Annotated in this window: 17 protein-coding genes; 10 read left to right on the forward strand and 7 right to left on the reverse strand. The window is 69.0% G+C overall.

Annotated features, from left to right (window positions below; genetic code table 11):
• Window position 1: 1 nt before the first annotated feature.
• The 4 genes from MYSTI_RS36855 to MYSTI_RS36870 form a co-directional block, all read right to left on the reverse strand.
• The gene (locus MYSTI_RS36855) at window positions 2–1,069 is read right to left on the reverse strand and encodes a DUF2804 domain-containing protein (RefSeq protein ID WP_015352948.1); all 1,068 of its coding nucleotides are present in this window, start codon (window positions 1,067–1,069) and stop codon (window positions 2–4) included.
• 95 nt (window positions 1,070–1,164) lie between these two features.
• A complete protein-coding gene (locus tag MYSTI_RS36860; RefSeq protein WP_015352949.1) occupies window positions 1,165–2,337 on the reverse strand; it encodes an ABC transporter permease in 1,173 nt (390 codons plus the stop codon).
• The gene (locus tag MYSTI_RS36865) at window positions 2,334–3,068 is read right to left on the reverse strand and encodes an ABC transporter ATP-binding protein (protein WP_015352950.1); all 735 of its coding nucleotides are present in this window, start codon (window positions 3,066–3,068) and stop codon (window positions 2,334–2,336) included. Before MYSTI_RS36865 ends, MYSTI_RS36860 begins: the two co-directional genes overlap by 4 nt.
• A gap of 13 nt (window positions 3,069–3,081) precedes the next feature.
• Complete coding sequence (locus tag MYSTI_RS36870; RefSeq protein ID WP_015352951.1) at window positions 3,082–4,524, reverse strand: alpha/beta hydrolase; 1,443 nt, start codon at window positions 4,522–4,524, stop codon at window positions 3,082–3,084.
• A gap of 206 nt (window positions 4,525–4,730) precedes the next feature.
• Here MYSTI_RS36870 and MYSTI_RS36875 point away from each other — a divergent pair, with 206 nt between their 5' ends.
• From MYSTI_RS36875 to MYSTI_RS36910, 8 genes are all read left to right on the forward strand, one after another.
• Complete coding sequence (locus MYSTI_RS36875) at window positions 4,731–5,573, forward strand: LEA/WHy family protein (RefSeq protein ID WP_015352952.1); 843 nt, start codon at window positions 4,731–4,733, stop codon at window positions 5,571–5,573.
• A gap of 94 nt (window positions 5,574–5,667) precedes the next feature.
• Window positions 5,668–6,060: an aspartate 1-decarboxylase gene (gene panD / locus MYSTI_RS36880; RefSeq protein WP_015352953.1), complete on the forward strand. Its 393-nt coding sequence runs from the start codon at window positions 5,668–5,670 to the stop codon at window positions 6,058–6,060.
• 101 nt (window positions 6,061–6,161) lie between these two features.
• On the forward strand, window positions 6,162–6,605 hold the full coding sequence (locus MYSTI_RS36885; RefSeq protein WP_015352954.1) for a hypothetical protein: 444 nt from the start codon (window positions 6,162–6,164) through the stop codon (window positions 6,603–6,605).
• 17 nt (window positions 6,606–6,622) lie between these two features.
• A complete protein-coding gene (locus tag MYSTI_RS36890) occupies window positions 6,623–7,252 on the forward strand; it encodes an EcsC family protein (protein ID WP_015352955.1) in 630 nt (209 codons plus the stop codon).
• 161 nt (window positions 7,253–7,413) lie between these two features.
• Window positions 7,414–7,983 (forward strand): MarR family winged helix-turn-helix transcriptional regulator, encoded by a 570-nt coding sequence (locus tag MYSTI_RS36895; RefSeq protein ID WP_015352956.1) that lies wholly within the window; start codon window positions 7,414–7,416, stop codon window positions 7,981–7,983.
• A gap of 296 nt (window positions 7,984–8,279) precedes the next feature.
• Window positions 8,280–8,882, forward strand: coding sequence for a hypothetical protein (locus MYSTI_RS36900; RefSeq protein ID WP_015352957.1), 603 nt, complete (start codon window positions 8,280–8,282; stop codon window positions 8,880–8,882).
• 316 nt (window positions 8,883–9,198) lie between these two features.
• Window positions 9,199–9,906, forward strand: a complete 708-nt coding sequence (locus tag MYSTI_RS36905) for a hypothetical protein (protein ID WP_015352958.1) — start codon at window positions 9,199–9,201, stop codon at window positions 9,904–9,906.
• An 88-nt stretch (window positions 9,907–9,994) separates the two neighbouring features.
• Window positions 9,995–10,912, forward strand: a complete 918-nt coding sequence (locus tag MYSTI_RS36910) for an Ig-like domain-containing domain (RefSeq protein WP_015352959.1) — start codon at window positions 9,995–9,997, stop codon at window positions 10,910–10,912.
• Here MYSTI_RS36910 and MYSTI_RS36915 read toward each other — a convergent pair.
• Window positions 10,909–11,508 (reverse strand): Crp/Fnr family transcriptional regulator, encoded by a 600-nt coding sequence (locus MYSTI_RS36915; protein WP_015352960.1) that lies wholly within the window; start codon window positions 11,506–11,508, stop codon window positions 10,909–10,911. The two genes, MYSTI_RS36910 and MYSTI_RS36915, sit on opposite strands and share 4 nt — an antisense overlap.
• A gap of 65 nt (window positions 11,509–11,573) precedes the next feature.
• On the opposite strand from MYSTI_RS36915, the gene MYSTI_RS36920 reads away from it, so the two are divergent.
• Complete coding sequence (locus MYSTI_RS36920; RefSeq protein WP_015352961.1) at window positions 11,574–12,818, forward strand: sterol desaturase family protein; 1,245 nt, start codon at window positions 11,574–11,576, stop codon at window positions 12,816–12,818.
• 122 nt (window positions 12,819–12,940) lie between these two features.
• A complete protein-coding gene (locus MYSTI_RS36925) occupies window positions 12,941–13,534 on the forward strand; it encodes a DUF2378 family protein (protein ID WP_015352962.1) in 594 nt (197 codons plus the stop codon).
• A 54-nt stretch (window positions 13,535–13,588) separates the two neighbouring features.
• Here the strand turns inward: MYSTI_RS36925 and trxA are convergent, their stop codons facing one another.
• Window positions 13,589–13,969, reverse strand: coding sequence for a thioredoxin (gene trxA, locus MYSTI_RS36930; RefSeq protein ID WP_015352963.1), 381 nt, complete (start codon window positions 13,967–13,969; stop codon window positions 13,589–13,591).
• A 39-nt stretch (window positions 13,970–14,008) separates the two neighbouring features.
• Window positions 14,009–14,332, reverse strand: a complete 324-nt coding sequence (locus tag MYSTI_RS36935) for an FKBP-type peptidyl-prolyl cis-trans isomerase (protein ID WP_015352964.1) — start codon at window positions 14,330–14,332, stop codon at window positions 14,009–14,011.
• Window positions 14,333–14,447 lie beyond the last annotated feature (115 nt).

The raw sequence follows: 14,447 nt of genomic DNA on the forward strand, positions 1-14,447 counted from the left end.
CTCACCAGAGCATGTCCTGGTCCTCGGTGACGCCGGGCAGGTTGGAGAGCTGGAGCGTCTTGCTCCCCACCTTCACCGTGCCCTCGAAGAGGCCCACCGGCTGCGCGAAGTGGCTGATGACCAGGCGCAGGTTGCGCTCCTCGCGGTGGACGTAGAAGGGCTGGAAGCGCAGGTCCAACGCGCCGTCCGCCGTCGTCAGCCTCCACGGCGCCATCAGGTTCTTCGTGTCGTACTCGAAGCGCGCGCGCGCCAGCGGGTACAGCCGGTCTCCCAGCCAGAGCGCGTTCTCGTTGGCCTCGGTCGCGCTCTCGTTGAAGCCCTCGACGAGGTTCAAGCCGATGGGCGTGCCATCCGCCAGCCGTCCGGAGGCGAAGGCCCAGCGCCAGGCCGTGTGCCGCGCCAGATAGCCCTGCGTGTAGTCGATGCCACCCACGCCGCCGTCCAGCCGGAAGCGCTTGCCGCCCACCTCCAGGCTGCCGAAGGACAAGAGGCCGTTGCGCTTCATCGTGACGTTGACGAGCCCGTCTCCCTGCACGGGTGCAATCACCGTCAGCGCGGGAGGGCCTCCGGCCACGAGCAGCTCGCCGTTCCACTGGAAGGTGTTGAGGCTGCCGGTGCGCATGCGGCTGACGTCCACCTGCACCTGGTAGCGCTCGTCCTCCTCGCCCCGGCGGATGGCCAGCTTCCCGCCCAGCGTGCGGAAGGACGCGTTGAGTCCCGCGCCCGGCTTGTCGCCCAGGGACACCATGGGGCCCGGAGCGCCCAGGAAGCTCACGTCACACAGGACCTTGCGCTCGCGCAGGTCGATGGCCACGGCGAAGGCGCTGGACGAGTACCCCAGGTCCACCACCGCGAAGAGCGCCGCCACCTCTTGCGTGGCGGTGAAGGTGTAGTGCCAGCGCTTGCGCTTGAGCAGCCGCGTGGTCCGGGCCGGGGCCCACTTCCCCAGCAGTCGGGGGAGGTCCACCTCGGGCAGCTCGCCCTGGTAGGTACCGAAGCGCGGCTCCCCTTGCGTGGTGGCCACGGACTCCGGCGCCAGGGGAAGGAGGGCATCTTTCTCGGGCGTCATCTCGCCCCATTGGAAGCGAACCCGCGGCCATTGTCATCCACGCTGGTGCCCCCGAGGCGCCAACAGACGCCTCGGAGACACTGTCCGCCCCGTCCTCAGCTCCGGCCGAAGACGATGCGCTCGTCGCCCAGCAGCCGGGTCACGGCGCGCAGGGCCACCCACGCCACCGCGACGCTGGACGCCGAGGCGAGGAGGAAGGGCAGCGGCCGGAGCATCTCGCCACGCAGCACCTCGCCCGCCAGCAACTCCTGCCCCAGCACCGGCACCGCGAACATCCACAGCTCCGACTTCATCGGCATGAGCGACAGCACGACGCCCGGCGCCATGGGCACCATCATCAGCAGGTTCAGGTAGAGCTGAGCCTCCTTGAAGGAGCGTGCATAGGTGGACACCCACATCTGGGCCGCCGAGGCCGCCAGCGTCAGCGGGAGCACCGTGACGAGCATCACGCCGATGAAGGCCGCGTCCGGGTGGACCGTCACGCCCAGGTCCTCCAGCGGCGCGCGCTTCAGGGCCAGGACGAAGCCCATCATCGTCACCACCGTCGCGAACACCGACATGACGACGGTGGCCGCCCACTTGCCCAGCACCACCACGCCCCTGGGCGCGGGGTTGAGCAGCAAGGGCTCCAGCGAGCCGCGCTCGCGCTCCCCCGCCAGCGCATCACTCGCCAGCTGGAGTCCCCCGGCGAAGGTGACCATCACCAGGAAGAGCGGCACCATGTTGAGCCACTGCGCCGCGCTTTGCGCGGGCGTCGCCAGGTCCGCGTCCGCCACGCGCACGGCCATGGCGAGCTCGGGCGAGACGCCGCGCGCATACAGCCGCTGACTCCCCACCTGCCCCGAGTAGGCCTCCAGGAGCCTCCGGGCCCGCTGCACCGGGACGATAGCCGAGCGCCGCGAGCTGTCCGCCACCAGACGCACCTCCGCCGTGTGTCCCCGGGAGAAGTCGCGGCCGTAGTCCTCCGGCACCACCAGCACCATGTCGAGCGCGCCGTCGCGGACGCGCTCCTCGTAGTTCGCGGGGGCGTCCTCGAGAATCGCCCCCTGTCGCTCCAGGAAGGACATGAGGCTGGGCGCATGCTCGCGCCCCACCACGGCCAGCTCCACCGGCTGGTCCCTGCGCATCATGGACGCCACCATCTGCAGCGTCAGGAGCGTCATCAGCGGCCCCAGCACCGGCAGCATCATGACGGTGAGCAGCGAGCGCTTGTCCCGCAGATGGTCCCGCATCTCCTTGCGAAAGACCGTACCGACCTGGCGTCTCATGACGTCAACCCCTGCTCACTGCCGATGGTCGCGACGAAGGCTTCTTCCAGGTTGTCCTTGCCGGTGCTCGCGCGCAGCGCGTCCGGCGTCCCGTCCGCCACCACCCGCCCCCGCGCCACCACGACGATGCGCTCACACAGCGCCGCCACCTCCTGCATGACGTGGCTGGAGAAGACGACGCAGCGCCCCTCGTCCCGGAGCCGCCGCAGCAACGTGCGCACCGCGCGGGTGCTCATCACATCCAGCCCGTTGGTGGGCTCGTCCAAGAGCACGTTGCGCGGCCCGTGCACCAGCGCCCGCGCCAGCGCCACCTTCACGCGCTCGCCCTGGCTGAAGCCCTCCACGCGCCGGTCCGCGATGTCCTTCATGTCCAGGAGGTCCACCAGCTCGTCCACGCGCTTGTCGAGCGCCGCGCCGGACAGCCCGTGCAGCTCGCCGTAGTAGCGCGCGTGCTCGCGGGCGGTGAGCCGGGGGTACAGGCCGCGCGCATCCGGCAGGACGCCCAGCGCGCGCCGCACGTCCTCGGGGCGGCTCACCACGTCCACGCCGTCCACCGTCGCCGAGCCGCCATCCGGCCGCACCAGCGTGTAGAGCATGCGCAGCGTCGTCGTCTTGCCCGCGCCGTTGGGGCCCAGCAGGCCCGTGATCATTCCATCCTCGGCGGTGAAGGACACATCCTCCACGGCCGTCACCTTCCCGAAGCGCTTGTGCAGGTTCGTTGCTCGAATCATCGCGCGCTCCTCCTCAGGGCACGGAGCCGGCGAAAGTCGTGAACAGTGGAGGCCGGGACACCTTGCCCCCACACGAGGTCTTCAGGTTCGCCACGCTGCCCTGCGCCACCACCTCCGCCATCAGCGCGCGCACGCAGGCGACGCCCTGGGTGTTGTGGCCCACGCCCGGCGACACCACGTGCAGGCTGTTCTTCAACGTGCGCATCGCCTCCTCACCCCATGAGGGCGGCGTCACCGGGTCCAGCTCTCCGGAGAGCAGCAGCGTGGGCACGTCGGAGACCACCGGCTCGCGGAAGTCCGGGGGCAGCGTCGCGCGAGGCCAGTCCGCGCACGCGGCCAGCGTCTCCATCCCCATGGTGGTGCCAATCCACGTCCCCTTCGACTCGCGCTCCACCGCCGCGGCGTCGAAGTAGGGCGCATCCTCCGCGCAGACCACGGCGAACTGGAGCCCCCGGTTCAGCGACTTCTCCAGCTTCCCCATCCCCAGGCTCAGCGCGACGAAGGGCGACCAGTCATCCCGCGTCACCCGGTCCAGCATCAAAGGCACCAGCGACGACGACTCCGCGATGTAGAGCTGCTGGAACACGCCACCCAGCAGGGCCTGCCGCGAGACGACAATCTCCTCCAGCACGCCCGTGCGAGGGTGCGCCACCTTCACGCGCGCGGGCGCCTCCGCGAGCTTCGCCAGCAGCGCCTCCGTGCGCGAGCGCAGCGCGGGGAAGCTCTTCTCGCAGGCCGCGTCCTGCTCGCAGTGGGACAGGAGCATGTCCAGCGCGCGCTGCGCATCGCGCGGCATGTACAGCGGGAGCGTCAACCCCATGGGCGCCACGCCGTCGAGGATGGCGGTGCGCACGCGCTCGGGAAACTGGCGCATGTACACCAGCGCCGCGCGCGTGCCGTAGGACACACCCCAGAGATTGACCTTCTCGTACCCCAGCGCCGCGCGCACCTCGTCCAGGTCCGCCACGGAGATGGGCGTGGTGTACTGACGCACGTCCGCGTCCCAGTGCTTCCGGCACTCGCGCAGGCGCGCCATCGTCGCCGTGTCGTCGAAGTGGGCGGACAGCCCCGCCTCCTCCTCCACGAACTCACACTCGAGCGGACTGCCCTCTCCAGTGCCCCGCATGTCCATCAGCACGATGTCGCGCTGGCGGCGGATGCGCTCCACCCCGCCCAGCATCATCCCCGCCTGGGTGGCCGCCTGCCCGGGGCCTCCCACCAGGAACACCAGCGGGTCCGGCTGGGGCTGGGCCGCCAGCGCCGGCACCACCGCCACCCGCAGCGACAGCTTGCGCCCCGTCCGAGCCGCGCGGTCCTCGAAGACCTCATGTGTGCCGCACAGCGCGGGCGTCGCCAACCCCTCCAACCGACAGGGCTTCAGCTCCAAGGTGCGCCGCGGAGCGCTGGAGCTCCCCTGGGAGCACGACGCCAGCACCACCGCCAAGAGCCCGAACATCCAGCCGCGTCGAACGCCACGGGTGATGTGGACCCCTCCTCTGGATAGCGGACTCTTCATGTGTGTCCCCCGACTATAGAACGTGACGGGGAAAGGCCGATTGCCAGCGCGCCGGCCCTCGCTTCGCGGTACACCTTGCGGCCAAGAATCCCCCGGAACGCGCGGGTGTGAATCCCACGCGGGAAGGGCCGTCTGGTGATACGCCCATGCCCACGATGAAACGCGCCGCCCTCGTCCTGGTTGCCCTCACCTTCACCACGCTCAGCGGCTGCGCCGCCCTCCAGAGCGCCCTGAAGAGCGCCTTCAAGAAGCCCACCCTCACCTTCAAGACGGCCCGGCTCTCCAGCGCCTCGCTCTCCGACGCCACCGTCGACCTCGTCTACGAGGTCAACAACCCCAACGGCTTCGGCCTGGAACTGGCGTCGGTGGACTACGCCTTCTTCGTCGAGGGCAAGCAGGTGGTGGCCGGCAAGCCGCGCAAGGGCCTGGACCTCAAGGCCAATGGCAGGAGCGAGCTCGTCTTCCCCGCCAACGTGAAGTTCGCGGACATCGCCCCCGTCGTGGAGACCTTCCTCAACAAGGACCAGGCCGCCTACAAGGCCCAGGGCAGCGTGGGCGTCCAGACGCCCATCGGCGTGCTGTCCTTCCCCCTCCAGAAGGAGGGCACCTTCGACGTCCCGAAGATTCCCCAGGTCAGCTTCCAGCAGCCGCGCATCACCAGCATCAACCTCACCAGCGCCACGGTGGAGTTCCCCCTGGCCATCACCAACCGCAACAGCTTCCCCCTGCCCATCGCCGGCATCACCGGCGCGCTCAAGGTCGCCGGGGCGGATGTGGGCACGCTGTCCACCGGCAACCTGGGCATGCTCGACGGCAGTGGGACCAAGCAGGTGTCCCTGCCGCTCACCATCCACTTCGCGCGCGCGGCCTCCGCCGCCATGGCCCTGCGCTCGGGGGGCAACGCCAAGCTGAGCCTGGACGGACGCCTCACCTCCGACACCCAGTCCGTGCCCCTCAACCTGAACCAGCTCGTCAACATCGTGAAATGACGGCTGTCCGGGCGCCGGGCGGGCGGAAGTCAACCTCCCGGTTGTTCCAGGGCGCCCTAGCCGTTACGGTTGGGCGCCCTTCGGGACACACGCCATGAGCCGCATCCTCTTCAAGTCCAAGATCCACCGCGCGACGGTGACGCAGGCCGACCTGGATTACGAAGGTTCGGTCACCATCGACCGCAACCTCCTCCACGCCGCGGACATCGTCCCGTATGAGAAGGTCGCTGTCTGGAACGTCACCCGCGGAACCCGACTGGAGACGTACGCCCTGGAGGGTGAGCCCGGCAGCGGCGTCATCTGCATCAACGGCGCCGCCGCGCACCTCAACCAGCCGGGGGACCTGGTCATCCTCGCCACCTTCACCGAGGTGGAGGAGTCCAAGGTCCGCGACTGGAAGCCCACGGTGGTGTTCGTCGACGGGAAGAACCGCATCGTCCCCGGGCGCACAGAAGAAGTGCCGGGCCCCGCGCGACGGAGCGCGTGAGACGTTTGCCCGCCTTTTCCGGCGGCTTTTCCCTCCGCGTGCCTTTTGCCATGCTCGGCCCTCCTTTACCGGGGGCCCATGGCCCCGGAGGCAACACCACGATGAGGCGGATGTGGGTGGGAGCCAGCGTGCTCGCGCTGGGGCTCTCTGGCTGTACGGGCGTGGGCTCCTTCCGGCCCAACCCCAATGACGAGGACCCGCTCTATGGAGCCATCCCCGTCGTCCGGGCACCTTCCCAGACGCGCTGCGCGGGCCACGGGAAGTCCTCCGTGCGCGCCCACTGCGATGACGCCCTCTACCTGGGCACCGAGTACACCCGCCGCCTCTCCGTGGGCGACGAGGTCTGCCTGGAAGGAGGTTACGGCGAGGAGCCGGGCTTCGCGTGCAAGGCCCGCGCGGCCGTCATCGACACCTCCCCCAACCAGGTGAAGCTCGAGGTGCGAGGGGCCAAGCCCGACTCGCGCTGGTTCAATGTGGAGATGCGCCACGCCTGGTATGAAGAAGGCGCGCTCGTGGACCTCTACCTCGCCGAGCGGGGTTATTAGACGACAGGAGGGGCTCGATGGCCTTCTACGACAGCGTGGCGGAACGCCTGGCCTTCATGAAGAAGCTGACCCCGGCGGAGCTCAAGAAGCTGGGCTCGGCGCGGCTGTCGGACATCGTCCTCCAGGAGACAAAGCGCGCCCGGGTCCGGGTGGCGGAGCTGGAGAAGCGCTACCCCCGGGCGGAGGTCCGGGAGTTGGCCCAGCGGCTGGTGGATGAGAAGAAGAACCTGGCCAGCATGGTGGGCGGCGTCAGCGGCGTCTTCGGGCTGGTGGCCCTGCCCGCGGACCTGCTGTTCATGGCCTATCTGCAAATCATCCTGCTGACGGACGTGGCCACGCTCTACAAGGTCAACCTCAAGAGCGAGCGCGCCCGGGCGGAGATGCTGGACCTGTTCGGTTATGCCAACGGCCTGGGGCCCATGCAGCGCTCCAGCCCGAAGGTGCTCGGGAAGCTGGCGGCGATGCTGCTGGAGAAGGGCGGCCTCCACACCCTGGGGAGGGCCATGCCGCTGGTGGCCGCGCCCATCACCGCCTACTTCAACAACCAGCACATCCAACGGGTGGGTGAGCAGGCGGTCCGCTTCTACGAGGGCTTCGACAAGGCCCACGCCAAGGCCCGGGCCCAGCGCCACCAGCAGACCGGCTGACGCCCGGCGCGGAAAAAAGTCTCAACGCTTCCGATATGGCTTCTTCGCCAGGGCGTTCCCGTTTCCAAGCGGGGGTGTGAATCCCCAGCCATGGCGGGCGACCGTTCAGCCTGTCCCACATGCTGGCGGGGACGCATCGCCCGGGAGACGGAGGCACGAAGATGTCCGAGCTTTCGGTGGAAGTGCGGGTGCAGGTGGCGCGGTTGCGGAACCTCATCATCGACGTCGCGCGGTGTGGCGCCCTCGGCAGCCCCATAGGCTCCTTGCCTCACCACGAGCTGGACCCCATGGAGGTGCAGGCCATCTGGTGGCTGAAGGCGGAGAGCCTGCTGCCCGTCAATGTCCTCGCCGACCGCCTGGGCGGCATCGCCCTCCCCCGGCTGAGCCGGCTGTTGGACCGGCTGGAGGACGCCAAGCTCGTCCAGCGCGAGCGCTCCGTGCGGCATGATCGCCGTCGGGTGCGCGTGCGCCTCACGGAGCAGGGGCGGGCCCTGGCGGAGAACGCGGACTCGGTGGTGCAGGAGCGCATGGCGCGGCTCTTGATGCCCCTGGGCGGCGAGCAGCGCAGCGCGCTGATTGACCTCCTGGAGGGCTGGGTGGAGGCCCTGGGCTGCTGGAATCGCGCGGAGGAGATGGCCGCCGAGGAGTCCGACGCGGACGCCGCCCGCGAGCCCCACCACGCGCGGCTGCCCTCCCTCGAGGACGTGGGCGTCACCGCCAACGCGGCCTGACGTCTCGCCGCACCGGGGCTGGCGCTCGACGCCGCCCCTGCCTCGCACGCTTCAGCCGCTCCCATCGGTCGAGCCCGGACCCGCGATGACCTCGTGGTGGCCCTGCTCCCGCACGAGCTGAAGCAACCCCGCACCGCCCCACGCGCACCGCCGCCAGGCCGACCCGGGGCATCGCGCGCCCTCTAAATGCAACTTGATTACTTTTAGATATCGATTGCATATTGCGGGCGCAGTTGTTGTCCACCCCCCCCTGCCGTCACCGCACTTCCGCGGTCTCACACCCGGAGAAATCCCTCATGTCGTCGTGTCCTTCGTTACCGAAGTCCTTGTTCGCCAGCGGCGTGGTGCTGCTGCTCGTGGGTTGTGGCGCGCCCACCGAGGAGGAATGGGAGTCGCTCGAATCGGAGGTCTCCACCTCCGAGGCCGCGCTGCTGCCCGCGTGCCCCGCGTCACCCGAGCTGTCCGAGGTCGTCGAGCACGCCTGCGTGCACGCGGAGAACGGCCCGTTCCAGCCCGTCACCGCCGCGGCCCTGGGCGCCCCCGTGCTGGTGGACGTCAGCACGCCTCACACCACGTACAAGCTCACCCTCCCCACCAGCACCCAGTCCTGGGGGTGGGCGGGCCGCGTCTCGTTCCTCCCGGATGCGTCCGGTGAGTTCGCGTTCATGCTGTCGAGAGTTCGGGGGCTGCGCATCTACGACGCGGCGACCGGCGTCGAGGTGGCGCGCGAGTGCCGCTACCAGGTCCCCGCGGATGTCTGTGGAGCGCTGAAGACAGCCATCGTCGCGGACCTCCAGGCGGACACGGAATACCACCTGGAGTTCCAGGCGCTCCTGTCCCGCAACGCGTCCTTCTCGCTGCTCATCGAGGAGGCGGCCCACCACCCCCACGCGGGCTGAGCGTCCTCGCTCATCCCTCGTCGAGGCCACGCGGTCCGGCGCCTCGCCGCATGTCTTCCACCGACCTCACCTCGAATCCGCATGGGGCACTCCCTCATGCGATGGAACCTCCACGCCCGGCGGGCCGCATGCGCCGTGGCGGCCCCCGCCCGCGTTGGTGGCGAGATGCCCCCGAGCGCCGCTTCGCGGTGGTCCTCGAACACCCGACCTAGCCATTGAGACTCCGCGCGATGGATTCGAATCGCGTCTGGAGACTCCCTGTCCCGCTATTGCAACTCAATTACACATACCTCGTATCATCCCGAAGGAAATCCCCATGAAGCTGCTGAAGCAGACCCTGTGTGGTGTCGTGCTCGCGCTGTCCCTGTCGGCCTGCGGCCCCTTGGATGGAGCGGAGCTGGAGCCCTTGGAGCAGGAGGGACAGCCCCTGGAGGCGAGCTGCGTCTCCGTGGACGACACCTTGATGACCACGCATGCGTGCGGTCATGCGAACAACGGCGCGGACAACGTGAATGTGACGGCCAGCGCCACGCGCGTCGCCACCGCCCCGGACATCAGCCCTCGCCACAAGCACTACACCCTCTTGCTGCCGACGGGGGCCGAGGGCTCGGTGACCTTCACCCCTGCCGCCGTGACGTCGGGCACCTCCACCGTGGAGTCGCTGTCGTTCTACCTGTCTCAGAACGTGGCCTTCACGGTGGTGGACACGACGACCAGCGCCACGGTGTCTCCGCTCATCGGCGAGTCCGTCTCGGAGGCGTCGTGCCCGCTCATCGAAGCCCGGACGTATGACCTCGTGGTGGGCCGCGAGTACATCCTCGCCACCGGCCCCGCCTCGGGCAATCAGGTCCGCATCGTCCCCGAGTACCACTACGACAGCCGGGACCGGTTCTACCGGGACCAGGACGGTGACGGGTACGGCGCCAACTCGCCCGTGTACCGCTTCGCCTGCGAGCCGCCCGCGGGCTACGTGAAGCAGCGGTTCGACTGCGACGACACCAACCCCGCCATCTTCAACTGCTGAGTCGCCTCACGACGACGACGCATCCCCGGGGCGCCCTCCTCGTTCGAGGGCGCCCCGCTCTCCCCCTCTTTGTCTCTCGAGTCCCCTCATGTTCCCGCGTTCCCGCCGCACCGCCGCCCTGCTCTCCACCTGTGCCCTCTTCGCCATGACGGGCTGCGGGTCGGATGACCCGTCGTCCCCCACGCCAGACCCCAGCGACGTCACGAAGCCCCACGTCACCGCGTCCAGCCCCGCCGAAGGCGCCACCGACGTCCTGCCCGTCCAACGCTTCAAGCTGGATGCGAAGACCACGGGCTTGCAGCGCGTCGTCACCGTCTCCTTCAGCGAGCCCATGGACCGCCAGCAAGCGCAGGTGTCGCTCATCGACATCACCACCCCCGCCGTCGCGCCGCGCGCGCTGACGGGGGTCTGGTCCGACGATGGCAAGAGCCTGTCCCTCACCATCCCGCGCCCCCAGGCGGACCTCCCGCCGCTCGAGGAAGACAGACACTACGCGCTGGACCTCACGGCGCTGCGAGATGTCTCCGGCAACGCGCTGGACTCCGTGCATGAGGGCTTGAAGGACGGCCGCCTCGACTTCACCACCGGCAAGCGAGACCGCGTCGTCGAGCACGCCTGCGCCCACGCGCTCCTGGACACGCCCATCCCCCTCACCGCGGGCGCCTCCCCCACCGCCGCGTATCCCGCGGCCGACACCTCCCACAAGGTCTACGCGCTGACGCTGCCCGCGAGCGGCGCCGCCTTCCTCGGCTACACGGAGGTCGTGTCGGCGGAGCGCGAGGAGGCCATCGTGATGTACCTGGGCCACGAGTTCACCGTGACGGTCCACGACGTGACGGAGGCCGAGACGCTCATCCCCACGAGCCTCACCCCCGCGCCGGAGGTCTGCGTGCCTGTGATTACGCACATGCTCAAGTTCACCGCGCCCGCGGGGGACCGCTTCCTGCGCCTCACCCATGGCCCCACCACTCGAGACGCGTACACCTTCGTCTTCGAGCGGCTCTAGTCCTCCTCGGACTCCGCGCGCTTGCGGCGGCGAGACATGATGCGGCTCAGGGCCACCTCGGTGATGCCCAGATACGCGGCCACGTCTCGCTGCGGCACGCGGCCCTTCAGGTGGGCATGCTCCGACCAGAACATGTCCAACCGCTCCTCCGCGGAGAACTCCAGGAACTCCTGCTCGCGGCGCTCCTTCATCAGGAAGTGCCGCTCCGCGACGCGGCGCAACACGCGCACCCAGCACACGTGGCCCGCCTCCAGCGCCTGGATGTCCTGCTCGCGGAACACCAGGAGGCGCGAGGGCTCCAGCGCCTCGATGGTGGTCATCGACGGCACCCGCATGAGCATCTCCGCATAGGCGCCCACCAGGTCGCCCTCGGAGCGGAACGCCTTCACCATCTCCGCGCCGCGCGCCGACACCCGCACCAGCCGGAACACGCCCTGGAGCACCAGCCCGAAGCGGTCCACCTTCTCTCCGGGGCGCAGGAAGAGGCCCTTGCGCTCCACGCCCTGCTCGCGCCCCAGCGCCTCCGCGCGCACCCACTCCTGCTCGGGGATGGGACCGAGCGGAGCCATCTTCTCGTAGAGCTTCGGGTATCTCACGGGGTGACCCGGGAGGTTAACCCAGGTTAAGGCAGCGCTCGAACCGCGCGGCGTACGTTGCCGGCATGTCCATCAACGTCTACGCCATCGCCACGCCCTTCGTCATCGCGCTGGCGATGGGTGAGTTCATCTACTGCGTGGCGAAGCGCAACGGCTACTACAGCTTCCAGGACTCCATCGCGAGCGTGGGCACGGCCGTCATCAACCAGTGCGTCAACGTCGCCGTCGCCCTGCTGGTGCTGCCCCTCTTCGCGCAGCTGGGACAGTTCGCGTTCTGGAAGTTCGACAGCACCTCGCCGTGGGCGATTCTGGGATTGTTCCTGGGCGTCGACTTCCTCTTCTACTGGTTCCACCGCTTCGGGCACCGCACCAACATCGGCTGGGCCGCGCACTCGCCGCACCACTCCACCGAGGAGCTCAACTACGCGGTGGCCCTGCGCGCCAGCGTCACCCAGCGCATCTTCTCGTTCCTCTTCTACTGGCCGCTCGTCATCGTCGGCTTCTCGCCGGAGGCCGTGCTGACCATGGTGGCCTTCCACCTGGTCCTCCAGTTCATCCCCCACACGCGCGTCATCCCGAAGATGCCGCGGTGGATTGAGTCCTGGCTCAACACGCCGTCCCACCACCGCGTCCACCACGCGCGCAACGAGCGCTACCTCGACAAGAACTACGCGGGCTCGCTCATCATCTGGGACCGCATGTTCGGCACCTACGCGGAGGAGACCGAGGAGTGCTCCTACGGCGTCACCACGCCGCCGAACACCTGGGACCCCACCTTCATCAACTTCCAGTACTGGGGGAAGCTGGTCAGCGACGCGGTGAAGACGCGCTCCACCTGGGACCGGCTGCGCCTGTGGCTCATGCCCACCGGCTGGAGGCCCTCCGATTTGCCCCCGCGCGATGAGCTCAAGTGGACACCCGGCGAGGAAGCGAAGTTCCAGTCGATGGAGCTGCCCAACATCCGCGGCTACCTCATCTTCCAGATGGTGACGTCCATGCCGTTCATGCTGTTGGTCAGCCATCACGGTTCGCCATTGACGGGCTGGCAGAAGCTGACGCTCAGCATCCTCTTCTGGGCGATGGCCACCGCGTGGGGCGGAATGATGGAGTCCAAACGCTGGGGCCTCCCGCTGGAGATGGCCCGTGTCCTCACGTCCGGTGGCTCTGTGTTGTTGTGGCTCACGCAAGCCGGTGCACCGCTCACCTGGAGAACACTCACGGCCGCGTGGCTCGCGGTGACGCTCGTCTGGTTGAGCGTGGCGCGCATGAGCCATCGCACTTCCGCGCCCGAGCCGCGCGCCTCGCGCTGAACATCCTCGGCCCGGCCCACCTCGGTGGCGGAGGGGTTTGCACGGTCGCCAAAGAAAGCACCGACTCGCGGGCGACGCCGCTCGCTAGACTTAGCTCACCCGCCACCGCTAGGAAAGTCCTCATGGACTCTCCCGCGCACCTGCAAGCCCGCATGGCCCTGTGTCGCCCCGAGCACATGGTCCTCGACTTGTTCGTGAGGAGCCTGCGCGAGAGCATCGCCCAGCACATGTGCCAGGCGCTGAAGCACGCCGCGGGGTTCATCCTCCCGGATGCCCCGCCCCGAGGCGCCCCCACGCACCGCTCCGCGCGCGAGTACCTGGAGCTGCTCCACGAAGGCGCCAACACCCTGAACCAGCTCCTGGGCCACGACTATGCGACGGCCGTGGAGCAGCTCTCCTTCACCGCCTCCGGCCCCGTCTTCTCCGCGCCCGTGGGCGCCATGGTGATGGCCATCGCCGGCGAGGACCCGCACCGCGGCCTCTTCCTGGGCTCCGGCCTCGCGGAGGCCACGAGCACCTTCGGCGAGCGCGACTACGAGCGCCTCTCCGACAGCTCCGCGCGCCTGCGCTTCAAGGACGAGTTCTTCGGCCCCGCCTGGTGCACGGGCCTGGTCCGAGGGGGCCTGCTCCAGAAGAACCCCGAGCAGCGCTTCCACGTGAGCCTGGAGACGGGCGAGCCGCCCTACAAGGACTTCTCCCTGCTCGTCACCTGGTAGCGCGGCGCGCACGGCCGGAAGCACCTCCACCGCTTCCGGCCATCCGCTCCTGCCTCAAGCCTTGGGGGCTTCCTTGCTGCGGCGCTCCTCGGCTTCCTTCTTCACCGCCACCATGTCGAGCGCGCGGACCTGGCGCAGCAGGTCCTCCAGCGCCGCGGCGGGCAGTGCTCCCGGCTGCTCGAAGAGCAGGATGCCATCCCGGAACACCATCAGCGTGGGGATGGAGCGAATCTCGAACGCCCCGGACAGGTCCGGCTGCGCGTCGGTATCAATCTTCCCGAACACGACGTCCGGGTGCTTGTCCGATGCCGCCTCGAAAGTGGGCGCGAACGCCCGACACGGCCCACACCACGCCGCCCACCAGTCCAGGATGACGATGCCGTCCTTGCCGACCGTCTCCTTGAAGTTGTCCTTGGTGATTTCCACCGTCGCCATGACAGCCCTCGTTTCTCCCCGCGCGAGCGGAGTGTGACTTCAGCGGACGCCCAGGAGCTCCACCTCGAACACCAGCGTGGCGTTGGGCGGAATCACGCCCCCCGCGCCGCGCGCGCCGTACCCCAGGTCGGGAGGAATCGTGAGCTTGCGCACGCCGCCCACCTTCATGCCCGCGACGCCCTGGTCCCAGCCCTGGATGACCTGACCCGCACCCAGCTTGAACGAGAAGGGCTGCCCGCGGTCGCGGCTGCTGTCGAACTTCTTGCCGTCCGTCAGCGTGCCCACGTAGTGCACGGAGACCGTCTGCCCGGCCTTGGCCTCGTCACCGGTGCCCACCTTCGAGTCTTCAATCTTCAGGCTCATTCACCCTCCCAATCACAGCGGAAGGCCCCACCTTAACCCGCCGGTGTCTGGCGCGCCGCACAGGAAAACACAGCGGCGCGGGCCCGTTCGCTTCCGGGCACCGCGCCACTGCTTC

This window comes from Myxococcus stipitatus DSM 14675, from assembly GCF_000331735.1.
In the GTDB taxonomy this organism is placed as follows: Bacteria; Myxococcota; Myxococcia; order Myxococcales; family Myxococcaceae; genus Myxococcus; species Myxococcus stipitatus.